At 61.2% G+C, this 23262-nt stretch carries 15 protein-coding genes; 6 read left to right on the top strand and 9 right to left on the bottom strand.

The window, feature by feature from the left end:
- Positions 1–13: 13 nt before the first annotated feature.
- From ABGT65_RS10825 to ABGT65_RS10815, 3 genes are read left to right on the top strand one after another with little or no spacing between them, the layout of a single operon-like run.
- Positions 14–1681, top strand: coding sequence for a PKD-like family lipoprotein (locus ABGT65_RS10825; RefSeq protein WP_346702091.1), 1668 nt, complete (start codon positions 14–16; stop codon positions 1679–1681).
- Between the two features lie 17 nt (positions 1682–1698).
- Positions 1699–4356, top strand: coding sequence for a zinc-dependent metalloprotease (locus ABGT65_RS10820; protein ID WP_346702089.1), 2658 nt, complete (start codon positions 1699–1701; stop codon positions 4354–4356).
- An 11-nt stretch (positions 4357–4367) separates the two neighbouring features.
- A complete protein-coding gene (locus ABGT65_RS10815) occupies positions 4368–7061 on the top strand; it encodes a zinc-dependent metalloprotease (RefSeq protein ID WP_346702088.1) in 2694 nt (897 codons plus the stop codon).
- Positions 7062–7211: 150 nt separating this feature from the next.
- Here the strand turns inward: ABGT65_RS10815 and ABGT65_RS10810 are convergent, their stop codons facing one another.
- Positions 7212–8207 carry a transposase gene (locus ABGT65_RS10810; RefSeq protein ID WP_149873922.1) on the bottom strand — a complete coding sequence of 332 codons (996 nt, stop codon included), beginning with the start codon at positions 8205–8207 and terminating at the stop codon, positions 7212–7214.
- Between the two features lie 239 nt (positions 8208–8446).
- Entirely contained in the window at positions 8447–9757 is a 1311-nt protein-coding gene (locus tag ABGT65_RS10805; RefSeq protein ID WP_346702086.1) for a pseudouridine synthase, read from the bottom strand.
- A gap of 148 nt (positions 9758–9905) precedes the next feature.
- Between ABGT65_RS10805 and ABGT65_RS10800 the strand changes: the two genes are divergently transcribed.
- The gene (locus ABGT65_RS10800; protein ID WP_346703087.1) at positions 9906–11219 is read left to right on the top strand and encodes an MATE family efflux transporter; all 1314 of its coding nucleotides are present in this window, start codon (positions 9906–9908) and stop codon (positions 11217–11219) included.
- Between the two features lie 81 nt (positions 11220–11300).
- On the opposite strand, the gene ABGT65_RS10795 is transcribed toward ABGT65_RS10800, so the two are convergent.
- From ABGT65_RS10795 to uxaC, 7 genes are all read right to left on the bottom strand, one after another.
- A complete protein-coding gene (locus ABGT65_RS10795; protein WP_346702084.1) occupies positions 11301–12320 on the bottom strand; it encodes a pectinesterase family protein in 1020 nt (339 codons plus the stop codon).
- A gap of 151 nt (positions 12321–12471) precedes the next feature.
- Positions 12472–13959, bottom strand: a complete 1488-nt coding sequence (locus ABGT65_RS10790; RefSeq protein ID WP_346702083.1) for an altronate dehydratase family protein — start codon at positions 13957–13959, stop codon at positions 12472–12474.
- Positions 13960–14044: 85 nt separating this feature from the next.
- The gene (locus tag ABGT65_RS10785) at positions 14045–15502 is read right to left on the bottom strand and encodes a tagaturonate reductase (RefSeq protein ID WP_346702081.1); all 1458 of its coding nucleotides are present in this window, start codon (positions 15500–15502) and stop codon (positions 14045–14047) included.
- A gap of 76 nt (positions 15503–15578) precedes the next feature.
- Positions 15579–17069 (bottom strand): MFS transporter, encoded by a 1491-nt coding sequence (locus tag ABGT65_RS10780; RefSeq protein ID WP_346702079.1) that lies wholly within the window; start codon positions 17067–17069, stop codon positions 15579–15581.
- Positions 17070–17097: 28 nt separating this feature from the next.
- Positions 17098–17772 (bottom strand): bifunctional 4-hydroxy-2-oxoglutarate aldolase/2-dehydro-3-deoxy-phosphogluconate aldolase, encoded by a 675-nt coding sequence (locus ABGT65_RS10775; protein ID WP_346702078.1) that lies wholly within the window; start codon positions 17770–17772, stop codon positions 17098–17100.
- Positions 17773–17802: 30 nt separating this feature from the next.
- Positions 17803–18822, bottom strand: coding sequence for a sugar kinase (locus tag ABGT65_RS10770; RefSeq protein WP_346702076.1), 1020 nt, complete (start codon positions 18820–18822; stop codon positions 17803–17805).
- 20 nt (positions 18823–18842) lie between these two features.
- Entirely contained in the window at positions 18843–20255 is a 1413-nt protein-coding gene (gene uxaC / locus ABGT65_RS10765; protein ID WP_346702074.1) for a glucuronate isomerase, read from the bottom strand.
- 210 nt (positions 20256–20465) lie between these two features.
- Here uxaC and ABGT65_RS10760 point away from each other — a divergent pair, with 210 nt between their 5' ends.
- Both ABGT65_RS10760 and ABGT65_RS10755 read left to right on the top strand, forming a co-directional pair.
- Positions 20466–21590 carry a DUF4861 family protein gene (locus ABGT65_RS10760; RefSeq protein WP_346702072.1) on the top strand — a complete coding sequence of 375 codons (1125 nt, stop codon included), beginning with the start codon at positions 20466–20468 and terminating at the stop codon, positions 21588–21590.
- A gap of 212 nt (positions 21591–21802) precedes the next feature.
- Positions 21803–22852: a sugar kinase gene (locus tag ABGT65_RS10755; protein ID WP_346702070.1), complete on the top strand. Its 1050-nt coding sequence runs from the start codon at positions 21803–21805 to the stop codon at positions 22850–22852.
- Positions 22853–23262: the final 410 nt, after the last annotated feature.

Here is a 23262-nt window from a genome sequence, read left to right as displayed (position 1 = left end):
TCGAATGCAGCACATGAAAAGATACGTCAAACTTCTGACAGCACTCCTCGCAGGCGCCTTCCTGGCCACGGCCTGCTACGAGGACAAGGGCAATTACGACTACACCACGACGGGTGACGACATCCTCGTCTACCGCATGGACACGATGCAGAACGTGCGCCTGACGTGGTCCTACGACGAGCAGATCGTCATCGAACCCGGCTACGAGATCCTCCACGAACGGGTTTCGGAGAGCGATCTGGCCTACGAGTGGAGCATCGACGGAGAGGTTGTCTCCGAGGAGCGGATCCTGGAGATCGACCCGCTGCGCGTCGGGCGCCACGCGGGCTCGTTCACGGTGATCGACACCGGGCACGGCATCCGTTACAGCACGATCTTCACGCTGGTCATCACCTCGTCGTTTGCCGAAGGGTGGTTCATCCTCTCGGACGACGGCGGGCAGTCGCTGCTGAGCTACGTCAACCTGCTCGACGCCACGACCCCCGGGGAACTCGTGCGCGACGTCTACGGCGACGTGAACGGCGAACCGTTAGGCTCCGATCCGCGCAAGATCCGCCTCGTGTCCTACGACGGACAGACACCGACCTACGAATGGGAGGTGCTCCAGGGCAGCGGCAGCGTCAGCATCGACCAGGCCACGATCACGAAGGTCATCGACATCAATACGGAGTTCATCGGCGGTGCGGCTCCCGAAGGATTCGTGCCGGTGGACGGGTTCCAGCGTGACGGCGGTTCGATCCTGCTTTCGGAGGACGGCAAGGTCTACCAGCGCGACTTCAGCTTCTACAACGACTATCCCGTGGCGCATTCGGGCAAGTACGGCACCACGCCGGTCTACTTCGACGGCGGCATGGAGATCACGCTCATGAACGGATTCGACCACTTCACCAACAAATCCTACGGACACATCCCCTTCGCCCTGCTCTACGACCGGCAGAACAACCGGCTGCTGAGCGTCTACGGCTTCAACGTCAAGGGCAACATCGCCAGCGAGTTCGGAACGTTCCGCGCCGTGCGGATCCCCGAATCGGCATCCGTGCAGCCCGGCGATACGGACTCCGAATCGGGTCTGACGTTCCCGGATGTCGCCGATTTGGGCGACTACACGGTCGAGGCGATGGGCGCCCGGGTGACCTACGCCACGGTCGGAGTAGCGACCACTTCGACCAACATCCTGCTGCTCAAGAACCAAACAGGCGGAAAATACTACCTGCTGTCGTTCGACTACAAGATGAACAGCGAGACGTCGGTGGCCATCGCGCTGAACTGGTTCCGGGCGCTGCCCGAGGTCGAAGGCTTCGGCGAAGAAAGCCTCTTCGAGGTGTGCATCGGCGGCAACGAGGTGCTCTTCTTCACGGCCGGAACCGACAACAACACGCTCTATGCTTACGATCTGGTGGCCGGTACCGCCACGGCAGTCTACACGGCTCCGGGACAGATCACGGCCCTGCGTCCGGGAGTGGTCGATGTCCCGTCGACGTTCGCAGCTTTTGCCAAGACGGTCTACAAGGACCGGATGCTGCTCGGCACCGAGTCGGGGCAGCTCGTGCTGCTGGACATCTCGGAGGAGGCCGTCACGGCGGGCAGCACGCCCGAAATCGCCACGTTCTCCGGACTGGGCAAGGTCGTGGACATGGATTTCTACGTAGCGAAAAATCCCTACTGCTATTTCGGATTCTAACCGTTTAATCACGCGATATGTTGCGAAAAACCGTCTTATTGTTGTTGTGTTGCGGTCTGACGGCCGGGGTGCTCGGAGGAGCCACCCCGGCTTCGGCCGCCGCGAAGAAGAGAAAGAAAAAGGCCAAAACCGAACAGACGGCCGCGAAACCCAAACCCACCGAGTATGAGAAGCTCTTCAAGGAGAAGCACGACGTGGCCGACGGCATGATCCGTCTGCACAAGGTCAAGGGCAAACTCTATTTCGAATTCCCGCTCGCGCTGCTCGGGCGGGACATGCTCCTGGGATCGACCGTCAGCGAGATTTCGGACAACGGCGACGCCGTCATCGGATCGAAACCCACCGAACCGCTGTGGGTTCGTTTCACGAAGACGGGCGACAAGGTGCAGATCCGCAAGATGGTGCGCGACAATGTGACCGACGCGGCGAGCCCGAACATCGCCCGCTCGCTGGAGGCCAACGGCATCGGTGCGATCCTCAAGTCGTATGACATCGCGGCCTGGAGCCCCGACAGCTGTGCCGTGGTCTTCAACGCCACGGACCTCTTCCTGAGCGACAACAAGGCCCTCACGCCCTTCGACCCCTACGGCGAAAACCTCCGCTACGGGCAGGTGACCCGCACGTCGAATTACCAGTCGGACCGGTCGTTCCTCGGGGAGATCCGGGCCTTTGCCGACAACATCGTGGTTCGCAGCCACCTGAGCTACACCTACACGCTCAAGGCCGGGAGCAGCGTGATTGCCAGTGACGTACCCTTCACGGCCGTGATGACGCGCTCGCTGGTGCTGCTGCCCGAGGAGCCCTACGAGCCGCGCTTCGTCGACAGCCGCATGTCGGTCTTCCCGACCGGGAAGATCCTCTTCAGCGAGCGCGAACAGCAGGCACGCCTGCTCTGCTATGCGAACCGCTGGCGGGTGGAGCCCTCGGACGTGGAGGCCTACCGCCGGGGCGAACGGGTCAAACCCAAGAAGCCCATCGTCTTCTACATTGACCCGGACTTTCCGGAGAGCTGGCGGCAGCCGATCTTCGAGGCCGTGCGGCAGTGGAACGAGCCCTTCGAACGCATCGGATTCGAGGGGGCCGTCGAAGCCCGCGAATACCCGAAGGACGACCCGGAGTTCGATCCCGACAACATCAAGTATTCGTGTATCCGCTACGCCCCGATCGGCATTTCGAACGCCATGGGGCCCTCGTGGGTCGATCCGCGGAGCGGTGAGATCGTCAACGCCTCGGTCTACGTCTTCCACGACATTGTCAAGCTGGTGAACAACTGGCGCTTCATCCAGACGGCGCAGGCCGACACGACGGTGCGGAGCGTGAAGCTCCCCAGGGAGGTGCTCGACGACGCGCTGCGCTACGTCGTGACACACGAGGTCGGCCACTGCCTGGGCTTCATGCACAACATGAGCGCCTCGGCCGTTATTCCGGTGGACTCGCTGCGCTCGCCGACCTTCACGCAGCAGCACGGCACCACGACGTCGATCATGGACTACGCGCGCTTCAACTACGTGGCGCAGCCCGGCGACCTGGAACGGGGCGTGAAGATGACCCCGCCGCGCTTCGGGACCTACGACTACTATGCCGTAAAGTGGCTCTACACGCCGGTCTACGACGCCTCGTCGCCCGAGGAGGTCTACAAGATCACCTCGCAGTGGATCACCGAGGCGGCGGCCGACCCGGTCCTTCGCTACGGCAAACAGCAGGGGGCGGTCCTCGACCCGCGGTCGCAGAGCGAAGACCTGGGCGACGATGCCGTGAAGGCCTCGAAGTACGGAATCGCCAACCTGAAATACATCCTCACACACCTGAACGAGTGGGTCGAGGGTGAGGACCGCGACTACTCCTACCGTACCGACATCTACAAGGGCATCATCAGCCAGTATATCCGCTATATCGGCCACGTCTTCGCCAACGTCGGCGGCATCTACCTCAACGAGAAGCACGTGGGCGACCCGGTGGAGGCCTACCGCAGCGTCCCGAAGGAGCGGCAACGCGAGGCGCTTCAGTTCCTGCTCGGACAGCTCGACGACCTCGACTGGCTGGACAACGAGGGGTTGATGCGCAACATCCAGCTGATGGGGTCGCCCAAGACCTACATGCAGGTGGCCATCATCCGGGCCGTGGTGATGAGCGCCGCGAAGGTCGAAAACTCCGCACAGCTGTCCGACGACCCCTACAGCGTCGAGGCCTGCATGAAGGATATCTACGACTACGTCTGGAAACCCACCCTCCAGGGCCGCAACCTCACCGACGAGCAGATGATGATCCAGCGCGAATACCTGCTGACGATCTGCAAGGCCGCCGGGCTGAAATATGCCGGCACGGGAGCCGTTCCGGCGAAGCGTTTTGCCGGGGAGACCGGAGATGAGATCGGGTTCGATCCCTACACGATCGCCGTTCCGGCGTGCCTGCGCGAATACCACGCCCTGGGCGACAACCTCTGCTACGGCGCACCGTGCACGGCGCACCGCCACGCGGCTGCCGATCCCGGGCCGGTTTCGGGCTACAACCCGCCGCGGATCCTCTACGTGGTCAAGCAGTCGCTCGAAGCCGAGAACTACGCCAACCTGCTGCGCGTGCAGCGGCTGCTGAAGAGCCGTGTGAACAGCGGTTCGCAACAGACCCGGATGCACTACGCGCTGCTGCTGCACAACATCGAAAAGACCCTGAAATGAGTGCCATGGCCATGAAAAGAGGTTTGACAAGCATCCTTCCGGCACTGTTGTGCCTGGTTCTGGCCGGGAGCCTGGCCTTCGCCCCGCAAAGCGCGCAGGCCCGGGGCCGGAAACGTGCGGAAAAGGCGAAGAGCGAAGCGCCGAAACCGCTCACCGACTACGAAAAACTCTTCAAGGAGAAACGGGTGACCACGGCCCGGGGCTTCCTGACGCTGCACATGTTCGAAGGGAACAAACTCTACATCGAGCTCCCCGACTCGCTGCTCGGGCGTGAAATGCTCCTGGGCACGACCATCGAGGAGAGTTCCGACCCCGGCGAGGGATTTGCCGGACAGCAGCCCGGCGTACCGCTGCACGTGACCTTCACGCGCGAGGATTCGATCATCTGCCTGCGCCGCGTGCGGTCGGACCTGCTCGTCGACGGCGACTCGCTCATGGCGCGGGCCGTGCGGCGGAGCAGCATCGCCCCGCTGCTCGCCTCGTTCCCGGTGAAGTGCAAGGCCCCGGACGGCTCGTCGGTCTTCGAAGCCACGTCGTTCTTCGTGAGCGGCGACCCGGCCATGCGGCCCCACGACCCCTACGGCATCAACAGTTTCGGGGGATTCCTCGCCACAACGGTGAAATACGTCGCGGGGAGTTCGCTGCTGAGCGGCGTGGAGGCCTTTGCCGACAACGTTTCGGTGCTCAGCAGTCTGTCGTTCACGCTCACGACCCGTTTCGGGGGCTATCTCGTCCAGCAGGACACCCCCTTCACGGCCCTGGCACGGCGTTCGCTGATGCTGCTGCCCCGCGAGACGATGCGCCCGCGGCTCTGCGACGCCCGCATCGGGACGGTTCCCGCCGCCTTCACCCGATACAGCGACCGGGAACAGCAGGCCCGGGAGGTCTACTACGCCTGCCGCTGGAACCTCCAGCCCGCCGACCCCGAAGCCTTTGCCGCCGGGAAGCCCACCCTCCCCGCCCGCCCGATCGTCTTCTATGTCGACGACACCTTCCCTGCGGGATGGTACGACGCCATCCGCAAGGGGGTGCTGAGCTGGAATGCCGCCTTCGAGAAGATCGGGTACCGGGATGTCGTGCAGGTGCGGCCCTATCCGAAGGATGACCCGTCGTTCGATCCCAACAACATCCGATTCTCGTGCATCAAGTACGCCTGCACGATGGGCGAGAGCCTGTCGAGCAGCACGCGCGTCGACCCGCGCAGCGGAGAGATCCTGAGCGCTACGATCTGCATCCCGCACAACGTCGCAACCCGGATCCGGACCGATCTCTTCGTGCAGCTGGGGGCCGCCGAACCCGAAGCCCGAAGCGTGAAACTCTCGCCCGCGCTCTTCGCCCGGGCGCTGGCCGCCGACGTGGCCCGCCATACGGGGGCCTGCCTGGGCCTGGCCGTGAACTACGCCGGATCGCAGGCCATACCGACCGATTCGCTGCGCTCGCCGTCGTTCACCCAACGTTACGGCATCTCGGCCTCGATCATGGATGCCCTGCCCTACAACTTCGTCGCGCAGCCCGGGGACAAGGAGCGAGGCGTAGTGCTGATGCAGGAACGCCCGGGCGTTTATGATGAATACGTCGTCGACTGGCTCTACCGCCCGGTCGCAGGGGCCGCAACCCCCGAGGCGGAGATCCCGGAACTCGACCGGCGGATCGCCCTCCACCGCGGCGACCCGATGTACCTTTACACGCCGACTCCGGTGGCCGTGGCCCTCGATCCGCGGGCCATGCCCTACAACCTGGGCGACGATCCGGTCCGCGCCTCCGCCTGGGAGTTTGCCAACTACGCCTACGTCATGCGGCACGCCGACGAGTGGATCGGCACGGAGGACAAGGACTATACGTTCCGTTCGCTCGTGCAGGCCAGCGTGATGAACCAGCTCTACTACTCGTTCGTAAGCGTCTCGGCCAACCTCGGGGGCATCTACCTCAACGAGAAGTACGAAAACGACATGCTTCCGACCTACGCCGCGGTGCCGCGCGAACGCCAGCGCCGGGCCCTGCGCTACATGCTCGAACAGTTGGAGGAGATGTCGTGGCTCGACAACCACCGGCTGAACAAGGATGTGATCGAGGTGGTGTCACTGGGCGAATACTGTCAGGACATGCTCAGCGAGGTGGTCTTCAAGAGCCTCTCGACACTGGACCTGAGCGCCTCGAAATCGGAGGATCCCTACACGCAGCGCGAAGCGATGCAGGAGTTGTACGACTATATCCTGCGGGACGTGACCGCGGGACGGGAATCCACCGAGGCGAACCTCGCCATGCAGCGGCGCCTGCTGATCGACGTCATCCGGAAGGCCGGAGTGCTGGAGCAGACCCGCAAACGGGTGGCGGCATTCGCCGATCCGGCTTCCGATCCGGTCTCCGGCCCGGCCTCCGCGACACCCGATCCGGCTTCCGAACCCGCCTCCGCTTCGGGATTCGCCCCGGAGTTCGGTCCGGTGCTCGACAAGGCCCGGCTTATCCGCGAATCGCACCTGCAACGCACGTTGTCGGGGCGCAGTCCGGAGGAGATCGAAGGGGTGCGGCCCATGCGGTCGATTGCCTTCCGGGTCCAGCCATCGACGGATTACAACCACTACGAGCTGCTGCTCAAGATGCAGCAAAGCTACCGGCAGGCACTCCGGACCGGTGCCTCGGAGCGCATGAAAAACCACTACCGCTACATGCTGCTGGCCATCGAACGGGCCCTCAAGGTCGAGTAGCCCTGCCGAATGCCAGACCCGGATCTGCCGGTCTGCCGAACACACGAAAAACCCGATACGGAAATCCGTATCGGGTTTTTCGTTATGGTAATGATGCCAAAAGTGGTTGGTGTCGTATTGGATCAAATGACCAGAATTGTACGATTCTGGTCATTTGCGTTTCTTAATAATTCCATCATTGCTGTTCAGGAAAAGATACCACTTTACAAAGTCCTTAAAATGTTGTTCCGAGAGTCCACGATGGATTCTTAAATTATCCTTCAAGTGACCGAAGAACGACTCAATAGAATTTGAAGATTTAGGTACATTAGGGTATCGCGTGTATGAAAACAGATCGGGTATGGCACGCTTGATATGCGAGACACTTCGATGCAGCATCTTATGCGTAAACCACCATCTTCCCGACAGCTCATCTACGGTTTTTTCATTGATAAATGGTTCGTGTCGCCGATACCAGTCAATAAAAGCCCGTATCCATAACTGTGCCTCATCATGTGTTTGTACTCCATTTAACAAGTGCACCAGTTCGAGGAGTTCCTGTGCCGCTACGGTCTGTGGTTTGCGTGTAATCCACGTCTCTATCTCTCGCGCTACATGTACCGTACAACGCTGCAAGATCGCCTCCGGACACACTTCCCGCACCGCTTTTATGATATTGGGAGATCCATCACAGGTGACACTCTCAATTTGAATGCCGACATCGCGTATAGCCGTTAGGTCTGCTTTCAAATCCCGCAGCGTTTCACTCCTGGTTATGCGATAGAGGAGGGTCATCTTGATGTTGTGATCCCGATATACAACCAGACAAATCTTATTTGAGAAGTAGGTGCCGTCGATCAGAAGATTTACCTTCTCGCGTCGCTGTATCTGCCATAAAGGGCACTGGGGCAAGAGCCGATAGAAGTATCTTTTTAGGGTGCGTTCGCTGTATCCGCTCTCACTCGCAAGGTCACAAATACGCTGTTTACCGCGAACCCAACGCGCGAACCATATAAACTTGTTTTTATCGGAAATCCAGTCTCGACGATCCGTAAAATAGCTGCCACAATTCTTACAATAATAGCGGCTGCAACCGCTACGAGTACCCCATTTTATTGTCTCTAAAAAGCCACAATGAGGACAGCGTATTTTTCGTTTTTTTGACATAAAAATAGAGATTAGTAGAAACCCGTTTCTACTAATCTCTATTTTATCCTTATAACTACCAAATATTATGTCGGTTACATTTTATACCACCAACCACTTTTGGCATCATTACCTTCGTTATTCCGGACGACGGGAAGGCGTCATTCCGCCACCAGGGAAGCCCCCTGTCCAGCCTCCCTGCCAGCTTTCCTGTTCAGCTTTCCTGTCCAGCCTCCCCGGTTCAGTCCCGGCGCCCCACCCTACTCGTAGAGTCCGGACTTGAGGCGCTCGACCTCCTCGCGGGTGAGGAAACGCCACGCCCCGCGCTTGAGGTTCTTCTTCGTCAGTCCGGCGTAGTAAACGCGGTCGAGTTTCGTGACGGTGTAGCCCAGGAACTCGAAGATGCGGCGCACGATGCGGTTGCGGCCCGAGTGGATCTCGATGCCGACCTCCTGCTTGTTCTCCTTGACGTAGGAGATCTCGTCGGCAAAGATTTCGCCGTCTTCGAGCGTAATGCCCTCGGCAATGCGGTCCATGTCGGCCCGCGTCAGCGGCTTGTCGAGCGTCACCTGGTAGATCTTCTTCTTCCGGTAGGAGGGGTGCGTGAGCTGCTTGGTCAGGTCGCCGTCGTTGGTGAAGAGCAGCAGCCCGAGGCTGTTCTTGTCCAGTCGCCCTACGGGGTAAATACGCTCCGTACAGGCCCCTTTGACCAGTTCCATCACCGTCTTCCCGGCGTGCGGGTCGTCGAGCGACGTGACATACCCTTTGGGCTTGTTCAGCACCAGGTAGACCTTCTTCTCGCCGTGAACGGGCTCGCCATTGAAACGCACCTCGTCGGTCGGGAGGACCTTCGTGCCGAGTTCGGTCACGACCTTGCCGTTGACCGTTACCACACCCGCCGTGATGAAGTCGTCGGCCTCGCGCCGCGAGCAGATACCCGACTGGGCGATAAAACGGTTCAGACGCATCTCTCCGGTCTGCACCGCCGGATCGTATTTCGGATAGGAGACCGGCTTGTCGGCACCCTTGCGGGAACGTTTGTCGAAGGTGCGGCCCTCGGCGCCCTTTGTGGCGAACTTGCCGCCCTTCAGGCCCTTGCGGTCATCGAATTTCCCGGTTCGTTTTTCACCGCAGGCGGGTTTCGGGCCGTGGGTTGAAGCGCTCCGCTGCGAACGCTCGCCGCTGTCACGACGCGGACGATCGCCATACGCTCGCTGCGGGCGCTCTTCATCGCCGTAACGGCCGTATCGATATTCGCGCTCGCCGTTATTGCGCTGCGGGCGCTCCTCGCCGTAGCGATTTTCACGGTCGCCGAACGCACGGCGCGGGCGCTCCTCGTCCTCCTGGCGGGAGCGGTCGAAACGCGGCCGGTTGTCGGCCGTGAAGTGCGGATTGTACGATGCCCGGTGTTCGGGACGGTACGGATGGGACGGTTGCTCCGAATCGGCAGCGTCACGCTGCAAACGCGGGCGACGCTCGACACGCTCCGCCGTAGCGATCACGGTGCGTTTGCGCTTGTCGCGTGCGAAGCGTTCAAGCACCGGGGTCGAGTCGTTTTTCGAATCTTTCATGTTCGTATCTTCTATAAGATGAATTTGCGCGGCAAAGGTAATCCATTTTTCCGGATTCCAGCACATTGTGTGCCCGAAATCGAGAAAAAGCCGCCGCGGACCGAAAATTCGCCGCTTTTGCCTTATCTTTGCACCCGTTATGCAGCGAATGAACCGCGAAATACTGCGCCTGGCGCTCCCGAACATCGTCTCGAACATCACCGTCCCGCTCATGGGCATCGTCTCGACAGCCATCGCCGGACACTGGGGCGAGGACTCCGCCGCGACGATCGGCGCCCTGGCCATCGGCGTGTCGATCTTCAACTTCATCTACTGGAACTGCTCCTTCGTGCGCATGGGGACCAGCGGCCTCACGGCCCAGGCCTTCGGCGCCGGGAACTACCGCGAATGCACCAACATGCTGGCCCGGGCCCTGTCCGTAGCGGGGGTCATGGGCTGTGTGATGCTCCTGCTCCAGTACCCGCTGGGCGAACTGGCTCTCTGGGCCATGAACGGCGGTGAGATGACCCGCGAATACTTCTACACCCGCATCTGGGCTGTGCCGGCCGGCATCCTCCTCTTCGGTTTCAACGGCTGGTTCACCGGCATGCAGAACGCCCTCTTCCCGATGATCACGGCCGTCACGGTCAACCTGATCCACCTCACGTGCAGCCTCGCCTTCGCCTTCGGGCTCGACCTCGGGATCGTCGGCATCGCCTGGGCCTCGGTCGTGGCACAATGGTGCGGCGTGGGGCTGGCCACGCTGCTGCTCGTCGTAAAGTACCGGTCGCTGCTGACCTCGATCCGCTGGTCGGAGGTCCTGGACCTGCAGCCCCTGCGGCGCTTCTTCGTGATCAACCGCGACATCATCCTGCGCACGCTCTGCATCGTGGCCGTCTATACCTTCTTCACCGGCGCCTCGGCCCGCATGGAGGACCACACGCTGCTCGCCGTGAACGCCCTGCTGCTGGAGCTCTTCACGCTCTTCTCCTACATGAACGACGGCTTCGCCTACGCCGCCGAGGCCCTCACCGGACGCTTCATCGGGGCCCGCGACCGGGTGTCGCTCGGCGCCTGCCTGCACCGCTGCCTGCTCTGGGGCACACTCGTATCGGTAGTGTTCGTAGGGATCTACCTCGTGTGGTGGCGCGACCTGGTAGGGCTCTTCGTCGACCACTCGGCGCCGAACGCCGCGCAGATCGTCGAGTTGGCCGGGCACTATATCGTCTGGATCATCCTGATCCCCATCGCCTCGGCCATGCCCTTCATCATGGACGGCATCATGGTCGGCGCCACCGAGACGCGCGTCATGCGCAACTCGATGTTCGGAGCCACGGCCGCCTATTTCGCCATCTTCTACGCCCTGCGGCCGTGGATCGGCAACAACGCCCTCTGGCTGGCCTTTACCTTGTACATGCTCCTGCGGGGCGTCCTGCAATACGTCATGACCCGCGGCCTGCGGACCATCCGCGAAAAGGCGTAGACGCCTGCCTCCCGGACACAAACGACCGGTCCCCCGCAGTTCGGAAGGACCGGCCCTTTTTCCGGCATCTCCGGCCAACAGTCATTGCTGAACCCTGGCACCACGGCCCTTCTCCGAAAACGGCGCCACAGGGAGCCAGTCATTGCGGAACGCCTCCGAGCCGGTCTTCCGGGCGAAGATCTGCTCCGGCGTATAGGCCGCAGCTTCGTCGCAGGTCAACTCCCGCGACCAGGCCACACGCCCCGAGCGGTCGGCCCCCGGCCCCGTACAGCCATACTCGGCGTAATAGACATCGCCCTTGCGGGCCGAATCGTGCCAGTCGCGCCACCCTTCGGGGCGGATCGCCGCCGGCAGATCGCAGCGGATCCAGACCGTCCGGGCGGTCGATTTCCAGGGACGCCCCAGATAGAGCCGCGTCACTGCCGGATCGGCCGTTACCCGGCAATCCCGGAAAACATAGCCGTACAGGTTTCGCTCGGTAGTCGACGCGGCGGTCAGAAAACTGTCGGCCTTGGCGTGGATCCGGCAGCGGTCGAAGAGGACGATCGAAGGCCCGAAGATGAAATCGGTCGTCCCCTCGATCCAGGAATCCGTGACGTAGATGCGCGAGACATACCCCTTCGTGAAGAAGGTGTCCTGATCGCCGACCAAACGGCAGCCGTCGATCCAGATGCGGTCGCCGCGGGTTTCGAGCGCCACGGCCTGCCCGACACGCCCGGCATCGTTCTCGACGGTGACGCCTTCCAGCACCACATCGTCGGCCTGCAACGACATCGTCCAGGTGTCGTAGGTCGTCATCTCATGGCCGTCGACGACCTTCCCCGTGTGGTCATCCCAGACGATGCGGACCTGTTCGGCCCCGCCCGCGCCGACGATCCGCACGCGATCCTTGTAGACATCCAACGTCACCTTTTCGCGGTACGTACCGGGCAGGATGCGGACGGTGCGCCAGCCATCGGGTTTCGAGGGCAGGGCGTCGAAGCACTCCTGCACGGTGCGGAAGTCACCCCCGCCGTTGCAGTCGACCGTATAGACGGGCTCTCCGGCAAAGGCCCGGACCGCGAAAAGAGAACAAAAAACAAAAAGAGTCAGCAATTTCATATTACGCATCTGTCTTGTTTCACACCTTCTGTCCAAAACCGCAAGCCCCCTCCGAGGAGGGGGTTGGGGGGGGCGGCCTGCAAACGACACCGCAGGCGGCAGGCAACAACCGGGAAGGGCCCGATAACGGCCGGTCCCGAATTCCGGTCTCTTACAACGTCACGCCCGACTTGAAGATGGCAATCTCCTTAAAGCCCGTGCGCTCGTGCTTGAGGTGTTCGCCGTCGGCCGTCGCGAGAATCTTCCCGATCAGCCGCTCCAGCACGGCGTGCGGCTCTTCGTCCTCGACGAGCGTCCCGGCGTTGAAGTCGATCCAGTTGGCCTTGAACTGCGACAGCGGCGTGTTGGTGGCGATCTTCATCGTCGGGACGAACGACCCGAAGGGCGTGCCGCGCCCCGTGGTGAACAACACCAGCTGGCACCCCGACAGGGCCAGCGCCGAAGCGGCCACCAGGTCGTTGCCCGGGGCCTGCAGGAGATTCAGACCCGGCTTCACGATCGGCTGCGCATAGCCCAGCACATCGACCACGGGCTGCGATCCGCCCTTCTGCACGCAGCCCAGCGACTTCTCCTCGAGGGTCGTGATGCCGCCCTTCTTGTTCCCCGGCGAGGGATTCTCGTAGATCGGCTGACCGTACTTGCGGAAATAGCCCTTGAAATCGTTGATCAGGTGCACCGTGCGGTCGAAGATCCCGCGATCCGTGGCGCGGTCCATCAGGATTGTCTCGGCGCCGAACATCTCCGGGACTTCCGTCAGCACGGTCGTACCGCCCTGCGCCACCAGCCAGTCGGAGAACAAACCCACCAGCGGGTTGGCCGTGATGCCCGAGAAGCCGTCCGAACCGCCGCACTTCAGCCCCACCTTCAGATACGAGAGCGGCAGCGGCTGGCGACGGTCCTCGCGCGTCTTCTCAACCAGCCCGCGGCAGATCTCGAAACCCGTCTGGATTTCGTCCTCGACCTCCTGGGCGATCAGGAACTTCACGCGCTCGTCGTCCCATGTGCCGATCTCCTCCTTGAGGGCCGCAACCTGGTTGTTCTCGCACCCGAGCCCCAGCACCAGCACCGCACCCGCATTCGGATGCCGGACCAGTGCGGCCAGCGCCCGCCGCGTGTTGGCGTGGTCGTCGCCCAGCTGCGAACAGCCGTAGTTATGGGTGTAGACGCGCACGTCGTCCAGATGCGAGCAGTCGCACTCGCGGCGCACCCGCTCGGCAATGGCCTGCGCCTGTCCGTTGACGCACCCCACCGACGGCACGATCCACAGTTCGTTGCGGATGCCCATCCGCCCGTCGCGGCGCAGGTAACCCTGCACCGTGACGTCACGCTTCGGAATGTCGAGCGGACAGGCCCGCGGCGTATAGGTGTAGGTGAGGTCGTCGTGCAGGTTGGTTTTCAGGTTGTGCGAATGGATCCACGTCCCGGCCGCCACGTTGCAGGTGACATGCCCGATCGGATAGCCGTACTTGATGACGTTTTCTCCTTCGGTGAGGTCCCTCAAGGCGAACTTGTGTCCCCGGGCCACCGCCTCACGCAACGCCACCACCCCGCCGTCGATCTCCACACGCTCGCCCGCAGCCAGATCGGCCAGCGCCACGGCCACATTATCCGCGGCATTGATTTTCAAGAATCGTTTCATAAACTCCTCTGGTCTGAAAAAAGCGGAGCCGGGCCCTCCGTCATCCGGCTTCCGGCCCGTCCGCTCCACCTTTTCGGGAAAAATGCTATTTCGTCAAAAATTTGTCCAGCGCCCCTTTCATGCCCAGCGCCTCGATGTCACCCACATAGCCCGCAACGGCCTCCACGAAGCCCGGGACCTCCGAGAAATCCACCGTGAAGATGCCGCTCTCGCGCACGATCTTCGAGACCGTACCCACGAGGTCCTCCGAATTCCAGTTCGTGCGGATGTAGTCGACAAACTCCTTCGTGTCGTCGGGCTCGAAACCGCTCTTCGGGCCGTACAGCGACATCAGCGCCGCAAAGGTAAAGCACTCGCGTGCGGCTAGCTTTCCGGCCTTGAACCAGTTGTCCTTCACGGTCGGATAGTTGCGCGCCTCCCACTTCGAGAGCGAGTTCAGCGAGATCGAACGCAGCATGTGCTTGATGTAGGGGTTGTAGAAGCGTTCGAGGATCCCCGCGGCGAACTGTTTCAGCTCCTCCTGGTCCTCCTCAATCATCGGGATCACCTCCTCGGCGACCATCTCGTTGATGAAACGCTCGATGGCCGGGGTGTTGAAGGCGTCCATCACCGTCTCGCAGCCCATCTGCAGGGCAATGGGCACCATGCCCGTGTGCGAACCGTTCAGGATGCGGACTTTCTTGTCGCGGAACTGCTTGATCGACGGCATGAAGATCACGTGCAGGCCCGCCTTGTCCAGCGGCAGCTCCTTCATCACCTCCCTGTAGCCCTCGCCGCCGATCGCCCACAGGTGGTACAACTCGGCCTTTACCACGAGGTTGTCGTCATAGCCCAACTCCTCCTTGATCTCGTCGATCGTGTCGCGCGGGAAGCCCGGCACGATGCGGTCGACCAGCGTGTCGCAGAAGTGGCAGTTGCGCTCCACCCAGTCGATGAAGTCGGCCCCCAGGCCGTTGTACATCGCGTGGCGGATCACATACTCGTGCAGCGTCGAGCCGTTGTTCTCGATCAGCTCGCAGCAGATGATGCAGAGGCCCTTCGTCGGGTCGCCCTGGAAGTGCTTGAAGCGCTTGTACAGCAGCGCCGTCATCTTCGCAGGGTAGGACTTCGGCGGACGCGCCTCCAGATCGTCGCCCTCCTCGTAGCGGATCCCCGCCTCGGTGGTGTTCGAGATCGTGATCTTCAGATCCGGCGAGAGGAAGTATTGCTCGTACTTCTCGTAGTCGACATAGGGGTTGAACGAATCCATCACGCTCTTCACCAGCCGCACGTCCTTCTTCGGCTGACGGTTCTCGATGCCCTCCAGGTAGACGTGGTAGAGGTTGTCCTGCCTGTGCAGCAGGTCGATCATCCCCAGCACCTTGTGTTCGGGATCGATAATGGGCTGGCAGATGGCCACGCCCGAATTCATGACGCCCTTCTCGTTGGCGATGTCGATCTGCCAGTCCACGAAGGCCCGCAGGAAGTTGCCCTCGCCGAACTGCAGGATACGAACGGGGCGGTCAACCGTTGCGACGGTCGACCTGTTCAATTCTTTCAACATGTTTTTCAGGAATTTGAGCCCGGAAGGGGCCGACGGCGGCATGTGGTTCCCGCCGTCGGTCCGGACTCGGGAAAAATTATTCGATAACGATAGGCTTGTACTTCGGAACCAGCGCCTTCATGATCGACCACGCCACCAGATAGGCCACGGCGCAGATGCAGAAGATGATCATGTAGCCGGCCTCCTTACCGTCGAAGCCCATGAAGCGGAAGGCCTCGCCCATCTGCTCCGAGTGGGTGAAGAGCGCTCCGGCTCCCTTGTTGATCAGGAACGAGCCCACACCGCCGGCCATGCCGCCGATGCCCGTGATGGTTGCGATGGCCGATTTGGGGAACATGTCGCCGATCGTCGAGAAGAGGTTCGCCGACCACGCCTGGTGTCCGGCGCCGGCCAGACCGATGATGATCGCGGGCCACCATACCGAGTAGGTTCCGGCACCCTGAGCGAAGAGCGCGGGCAGCGGCAGGAACGCGAAGATCAGCATCGCCAGCATACGGCCCGCATAGGGATTCATGCCCTTGCGGTCGACGAAGAGCTTCGGAAGGTAACCGCCGAAGATCGACAGCACCGTCACGATGGCATAGAGCGTGAAGATCAGCGCAATACCCATTCCCGAACTGGACGAGTAGCCGTACTGGTCCGAGAAGTAGGCCGGAGCCCAGAAGAGGTAGAACCACCACACGCCGTCGGTGAAGAACTTGCCGGTGATGAACGACCAGGTCTGCCGGTAGGTGAAGCAGCGCCAGAACGGAATGACCTTTTCGGGTTTCTCCTCCTGCGCCTTGACCTCGGCGGCCGGCATCTCGGCGTCATCCTGATGGATGTAGGCCAGCTCGGCCTCGTTCACGTGCTTCGACTTCTCGGGTTTCTCATACATGAAGACCCAGAATCCCATCCAGAGGAAGCCCAGCGCTCCAATGATCAGGAAGGCCATCTCCCAGCCGCCGCCGATGCCCTGGTCCTTGAAATACTGGGCCAGCAGCGGAATCGACGCCGGAGCCACCAGCGCTCCCACCGACGCTCCGGCGTTGAAGATCGACGTAGCGAAGGCGCGGTCCTTCTTCGGGAAGTACTCGGCGGTCACCTTGATGGCTGCGGGGAAGTTGCCCGCCTCACCCAGCGCAAGGATGCAGCGCGCGGCGAGGAACAGCCAGACACTCGTCGAAGCGATGGCGAACGCCACAGCCGTTCCGGCCTCCACGGAGGTCATGGCCTTGACCGACTCGAAGCCCTCGATGTGCATCGTGGCCCAGCCGCAGGCCGCATGGAGGCAGGCGCCGGCCGACCATACGCCGATGGCCCACAAGTAACCCTTCTTGGTGCCCATCCAGTCGATGAAACGTCCGGCGAAGAGCATACAGAGGGCATACACGAGCGAGAAAACGGCGGTAATGGTACCGTAATCGGCGTCGGTCCAGTGGAATTCGGGAGCGATGAAGTCCTTCCAGGTCAGCGACAGAACCTGACGGTCCAGGTAGTTCACCGTCGTGGCCACGAAGAGCAGCACGCACATCCACCAACGCCAGTTGGTCATCAGTTTGGTTGAAGTTGATGAGGTATTTGTCATGTGAAAAGGTTTAGGTCGATGAGATTACTTACTTGTTTTTCACACCGGCAATGACATCCAGTGCAAAGCGGCATTTTTCCGTAACGGCCTTCCAGTCCTTCGCCGCAATCACCTCTTTGGGGAAGAGCTGCGAGCCCATGCCCACGCAGTAGACGCCGGCCTTGAACCACGCCGTGAGGTTCTCCTCGGTGGGTTCCACGGCGCCCGTGGCCATGATGTTCGACCACGGCAGCGGAGCCTTGACGTTCTTGACGAACGACGGTCCGCCGACGTTGCCCGCCGGGAAGACCTTCGTCAGGTCACAACCCAGCTCCTGGGCCTCGCCGATCTCCGTCACAGAACCGCAGCCCGGCGTATAGGGCACCAGGTGGCGGTTGCAGACCTTGGCCACCTCGGGGTTCAGATAGGGCCCCACGACGAAGTTCGCGCCGTACTGGATGTACATCGCGGCCGTCGGGGCATCGACGATCGTACCCACGCCCAGCACCAGCTCCGGGCACTCCTTCGCGGCGAACTTGATCACCTCGATGAAGACCTCCGAGGCGAAGTCGCCGCGGTTCGTAAACTCGAACGCCCGCACACCGCCATCATAGCAGGCCTTCACGACCTGCTTGGCGATTTCAGCGTCCGAATGGTAGAATACGGGGACCATACCGGTTTTGCCGATGGCCTCCATGACTTGCATTTTTGAAAAACGTGCCATTTTCTTATTGCATTTTAATTACCTGTCCAATCAGCGCTGTACGCGGCCGCTGGCGTTGCCGCCGGCCAACGACTCGACCTCCTCGGCAGAAACGAGGTTGAAGTCGCCGTTGATTGTGTGCTTCAGGGCCGAAGCTGCCACGGCGAATTCCAGGGCCTCGCCCTGCGTCGGCTTCGTCAGCAGACCGTGGATGATGCCGCCCGAGAAGGAGTCGCCGCCTCCCACGCGGTCGATGATCGGGTTGATGTCGTAACGCTTCGACTCGTAGAACTCCTTGCCGTTGTAGATCATGGCTTTCCAGCCGTTGTGCGTCGCCGAGAAGGACTCGCGCAGCGTCGAGATCACATACTTGAACCCGAACTCTGCGGCCATCTGGCGGAAGATGCCCTTGTATCCCTCGGCATTGGTCTCACCCCCCTCGACATCGGCGTCGGGCTTGAAGCCCAGGCACAATTCGGCGTCCTCCTCGTTACCGATGCAGACGTCGACATACTGCATCAGCGGCTTCATGATCGACTGGGCCTTCTCCTTGGTCCAGAGCTTCTTGCGGAAGTTCAAGTCCACCGACACCGTGACGCCGTGACGCTTTGCTGCCTCGCAGGCCAGCTTCGTCAGCTCGGCAGCCTTGTCCGAAATCGCCGGCGTGATGCCCGACCAGTGGAACCAGTCGGCACCCTCCATAATGGCATCGAAATCAAAATCCTGCGGGTCGGCCTCGGCAATAGCCGAATGGGCGCGGTCATAGATCACCTTCGAAGGACGCATCGAAGCACCGGTCTCCAGGTAGTAGATACCGACACGGTCTCCGCCGCGGGCGATAAAGTCGGTCTTCACGCCGTACTTGCGCAGGGCATTCACGGCCGACTGTCCGATCTCATGCTTCGGGAGTTTCGTCACGAAGTAGGCATCGTGGCCGTAGTTGGCGCACGAGACGGCCACATTGGCCTCGCCGCCGCCGTACACGACGTCGAACGAATCGGATTGTACGAAACGGGTGTTCCCCGGCGTCGAAAGACGCAGCATGATTTCTCCTAAAGTTACGATTTTCATGTTGTTATCCTATGGATTGGTTAGAATTTGAAGAAATTTTTCGCATTGCGGTAGCAGATCCCCTCGATGATTTCGCGACCGATGAAGTCGATCTCCGAGGCGGGCAGCAGCCCCTGCTCGATGTCGTTGCCCACGAGGTTGCACAGCGTACGGCGGAAATACTCGTGGCGCGGGTACGAGAGGAACGAGCGCGAGTCGGTCAGCATCCCCACGAAGCGGCTCAGCAGACCCAGTGTCGAGAGGGCGTTCATCTGCTTCTCCATGCCGTCCTTCTGATCGAGGAACCACCACCCCGAACCGAACTGGATCTTCCCGGCGCCGTAGCGGCCGTCCTGGAAGTTCCCGAGCATCGTGGCGACGAGCTCGTTGTCGCGCGGATTAAGGTTGTAGATGATCGTGCGGGTGAGCTTGTCCTCGCGGTCGAGCAGGTCGAAGAATTTCGACATCGCCTTGCCCACCGTGAAGTCCCCGATCGAGTCGAAGCCCGTATCGGGGCCCAGCTGCGCGAACATCCGCGAGTTGTTGTTGCGGATGGCACCGTAGTGGAACTGCTGCGTCCAGCCCGTTTCGTGGTCCATGACGGCAAACTCGACCATCATCGCGGTCTTGTACTTGCGGATCTCCTCCGCCGTGAGCTCATGCCCGCCGTACACCTTATTAAAGATGGCGTCGATCTCCGGCTGCGTGTAATCCTCGGCGTAGAACTCCTCGATGCCGTGGTCCGAGAGGCGGCAGCCCACCGACTCGAAGAACCTGTGCCGCACGCGCAGGGCGTCGATCACGTCGGCGAATTTCGAGATCGAGACCCCCGAAACCTCGGAGAGTCTTTCGATGTAGGCCCTAAAATCGGCGGCCGATTCGACAGCCATCGCCTTGTCGGGACGCCACGTCGGGAGCATCTTCACCGCAAAGCCGTCCTCGCGCACCTTGATGTGGTGTTCGAGCGAATCGACCGGGTCGTCCGTCGTGCAGACCACCTCGACGTTGTAGTGCTGCATCAGGCCCCGGGCATAATACTCGGGCTGCTGCAAGAGTGCCGTACAGTGGTCGTAGATCTCACGCGCCGTCGACGGATTGAGAAGCTTCGTCACCCCGAAGGCCGTCTTCAGTTCCAGGTGCGTCCAGTGGTAGAGCGGGTTGCGCATCGTATAGGGCACCGTCGCGGCCCACTTCTCGAACTTCTCCCAGTCGGTCGTATCCTTGCCCGTGCAGTAACGCTCCTCCACGCCGTTCGTGCGCATCGCACGCCACTTGTAGTGGTCGCCTTCAAGCCAGATCTTCGAAAGGTTCTCGAAGCGGTGGTTCGAAGCCACGTACTCCGGAATCAGATGGCAATGGTAATCGATAATCGGCTGCTTGGCCGCATGTTCGTGGTAAAGACGCTGCGCAGTCTCGGTCTGCAACAGGAAATTCTCGTCGTTGAACGCTTTCATTGTATCGTTTTAAATTTAGGCCAACATTCATGGAATCGGAACGATCTGCCAGAAAATCGTCCCTTTTCACCATGTAAAATTAGTAACTTTCCGCGAGAGATACTACGAAAAATCACCAAATTAAATAGAATATTTGCCATTCTGGTTGACCAATATACGGAAAAATCGTAAATTTGCCAAACCAAACATCGAAAAAACTTCAGTTTCCGTATGATGAAAAACACACTCTTAGGATTTGCCGCCATTCTGGCAGCCTCCTGCACTCCGGCTTTGAAAGTCGAAGTCGCCAACCCCACGCAGCTCGACCGCGACGACGAGACTGTCGAAATCGCCTGGTCCGAGGTTTCGGCACTCCAGGGCGTGACGCCCGAGAACGTCGTCGTGCTCAACGACGACAAGGAGCAGGTCCCCTCGCAGGTCCTCTACCGCGGCGAGGCCGAACCCCAGGCGCTGATCTTCCAGACCGACGCCGACGCCAACGAAACCAAACACTTCCAGATCGTCACCGGCACGCGCGAGGCCTACCCCGCCGAGGCATTCGGACGCCAGGTTCCCGAACGCTACGACGACTACGCCTGGGAGAACAACAAGGTAGCCTACCGCCTCTACGGCCCGGCCCTGGAGACCTCGCCCGAGAAGCTCGTCACGCCGGGTATCGACGTCTGGGTGAAGTGCACCGAGAAACTCGTCATCGACGAGTGGTATGCCAAGGGTGACTACCACCACAACTACGGCGACGGCATGGACTGCTACAAGGTGGGCGTGACGCTCGGTTCGGGCGCTTCGGTGCCCTTCGTCGACGGCAAGTTCTGGTACATGGACCACAACTACGCTACGGCCCGCACGCTCGACAACGGCCCGATCCGCACGACCGTCGAGTTGACCTACGCCCCGTTCGACGTAAACGGCACGCAGGTGTCGCTCGTGAAGACCATCTCGCTCGATGCCAACCAGCGCTTCAACCGCATGGACAACCTCTACGAGGGTGACTTCACCGAACTGCCCATCGCCGCAGGCTTCGTGCGCCACGACGTGAAACGGGTCATGAACGGTGACGACTGGATGGGCATGTGCGAGGCGACTTCGGATACGAAGGATCCCGTCCGCGACGGAGACATCTACCTCGGGGTGATCCTCCCGGGCGGCGAAATGATCGCCGACACGCTGGGACACGCCGTAGCGGTCAAGAGCGTGAAGTCCGGCGAGACGCTTACCTACTATGCCGGTTCGGGCTGGAGCCAGGGCGGCGTGGAGAATATGGGCGAATGGGTCGAGGAGATCACGGCCGCCCAGGCTGCCGCCACCCGGCCGCTGACGGTCACTGTCCGCAAATAGGTCCGGATATACGCCGCGGAGGTCCCCGAACGGGACTCCCGGAAACAAAAGAAAGCCCCTGACACGGCAACGTGTCGGGGGTATTTTCATTCCGCGCCGCCAAGCATTCCGACAAACGGGGAAGCGCCCGAAAAAGCCCTCGAAAAATAGCGGAACCGGAACGATCGGTTCCTTTTTTTACTATCTTTGTTCTGTTTAGCGACCCAGAAACCATGGATACGAAGAAAAAGATCGTCACCTTCGGGGAGATCATGCTGCGGCTCACACCGCCCTCCAGACTGCGTTTCAACCAGACGAAACTCTTCCAGGCCAGCTACGGAGGCAGCGAAGCCAACGTTGCCGTGGCCCTGGCCAACTACGGACTGCGGTGCGAATTCGTCACCTGCCTGCCCGACAACCGCATCGCCGAGGCGTGCCTCGACGACCTGCGCAGTTACGGCGTGGAGACCGGACATGTGCTGCGCTGCGGCAACCGGATCGGACTCTACTACATGGAGGAGGCCGCGGCGATGCGTTCGTCGCACGTGGTCTACGACCGGGCCGGGTCGTCGTACGACCTGCTGCGCCCGGGTATGATCGACTGGGCACCGATTTTCCGTGATGCCGCGTGGTTCCACTGGTCGGGGATCTCGGCCGCCGTCAGTGCTTCGGCCGCCGAGGCGTGCGCCGAAGCCATCGCCGCGGCCCGCGCTGCCGGACTGGTGGTGTCGTGCGACATCAACTACCGCAAAAACCTCTGGAAATACGGCAAAACCCCGCAGGAAGTCCTGCCGCCGCTCATGGCGCAGTGCGACTTCTTCTTCGGCACGGACGACGAATACGAACGGATCCTCGGGTTGCAACTCCCGAAATTCGAGGCCCGGGATGCCTCCTATCGGCCCGATACGGCGGGATACGAAACGGCCTCGCGGCAGGTGGCGGAGCGTTTCCCGCACTGCCGGGGCATCGTCTTCGGGTTGCGCAGCGTGCTGAGTGCCAACCACCACCTGATTTCCGGAACGCTCTACACCGGCGGCCGGCTCTATTCGTCGCGGGTTTACGACATCGACTGCGTGGTGGATTGCGTCGGTGTAGGCGACGCCTTTGTCGGCGGGTTGATCTACGGATTGGCCCGGCACGCCGGGGAGATGCAGTTTGCGCTGGATTTCGGCACGGCGGCCTGCGCCCTGAAAAACACCGTGCCGGGCGACTACGGGCAGTTCACGGCCGAAGACACCGCACAACTGGCCCGCGGTCCCATTACCGGCCGTATCGCCCGCTGACCCCGGTTTAAGAAACCGGGCGCCCCTTTAAGAAAGGGGTTCTATGGGCGATGGTATCTGTGAAGCGTTTCCGAAGCAATTCCGCGCTCCCGATCGTTGGAAGCGGATTCTACCATCGGAAACCTTTACCCGCGTCGACAGCCGCCGCACTTTGCTTGGAGCGGAAAAAGAATCTTCGGAAAACCGAGCGCCCGGAACGGGAGGCTAAAGGCTTGATCTTACTGCACCCGTTCAGCGAGGAGTTCCGAAGATTCCCGCGAAAAGCAACTTGCGGCTGGTTTTGGTGGCACCTTTTGACACCAAAAGGTGCCGGTTTAAGAACCCGGTTTCAGAGGCGGAGGTGTCAGCGAAGAGTTTCCAAAGCAGTTCCTCGCTTCAACCGCCGGAAGCGGGTAAATGCTTCGGGCTCC

It is taken from the genome of uncultured Alistipes sp. (assembly GCF_963931675.1).
Classification (GTDB): Bacteria; Bacteroidota; Bacteroidia; order Bacteroidales; family Rikenellaceae; genus Alistipes.
This window is presented reverse-complemented; position numbering and strand designations above follow the sequence as displayed.

Excerpts from the sequence above, each read along its gene's own strand:
- ABGT65_RS10785 (WP_346702081.1), bottom strand. The coding sequence starts at position 15,502 with ATGTTGAAAGAATTGAACAGGTCGACCGTCGCAACGGTTGACCGCCCC.
- ABGT65_RS10760 (WP_346702072.1), top strand. The coding sequence starts at position 20,466 with ATGATGAAAAACACACTCTTAGGATTTGCCGCCATTCTGGCAGCCTCC.
- ABGT65_RS10805 (WP_346702086.1), bottom strand. The coding sequence starts at position 9,757 with ATGAAAGATTCGAAAAACGACTCGACCCCGGTGCTTGAACGCTTCGCA.
- ABGT65_RS10780 (WP_346702079.1), bottom strand. The coding sequence starts at position 17,069 with ATGACAAATACCTCATCAACTTCAACCAAACTGATGACCAACTGGCGT.
- ABGT65_RS10755 (WP_346702070.1), top strand. The coding sequence starts at position 21,803 with ATGGATACGAAGAAAAAGATCGTCACCTTCGGGGAGATCATGCTGCGG.
- ABGT65_RS10820 (WP_346702089.1), top strand. The coding sequence starts at position 1,699 with ATGTTGCGAAAAACCGTCTTATTGTTGTTGTGTTGCGGTCTGACGGCC.
- ABGT65_RS10795 (WP_346702084.1), bottom strand. The coding sequence starts at position 12,320 with ATGAAATTGCTGACTCTTTTTGTTTTTTGTTCTCTTTTCGCGGTCCGG.
- ABGT65_RS10775 (WP_346702078.1), bottom strand. The coding sequence starts at position 17,772 with ATGGCACGTTTTTCAAAAATGCAAGTCATGGAGGCCATCGGCAAAACC.
- ABGT65_RS10815 (WP_346702088.1), top strand. The coding sequence starts at position 4,368 with ATGAAAAGAGGTTTGACAAGCATCCTTCCGGCACTGTTGTGCCTGGTT.
- ABGT65_RS10790 (WP_346702083.1), bottom strand. The coding sequence starts at position 13,959 with ATGAAACGATTCTTGAAAATCAATGCCGCGGATAATGTGGCCGTGGCG.
- ABGT65_RS10770 (WP_346702076.1), bottom strand. The coding sequence starts at position 18,822 with ATGAAAATCGTAACTTTAGGAGAAATCATGCTGCGTCTTTCGACGCCG.
- uxaC (WP_346702074.1), bottom strand. The coding sequence starts at position 20,255 with ATGAAAGCGTTCAACGACGAGAATTTCCTGTTGCAGACCGAGACTGCG.
- ABGT65_RS10825 (WP_346702091.1), top strand. The coding sequence starts at position 14 with ATGAAAAGATACGTCAAACTTCTGACAGCACTCCTCGCAGGCGCCTTC.
- ABGT65_RS10800 (WP_346703087.1), top strand. The coding sequence starts at position 9,906 with ATGAACCGCGAAATACTGCGCCTGGCGCTCCCGAACATCGTCTCGAAC.
- ABGT65_RS10810 (WP_149873922.1), bottom strand. The coding sequence starts at position 8,207 with ATGTCAAAAAAACGAAAAATACGCTGTCCTCATTGTGGCTTTTTAGAG.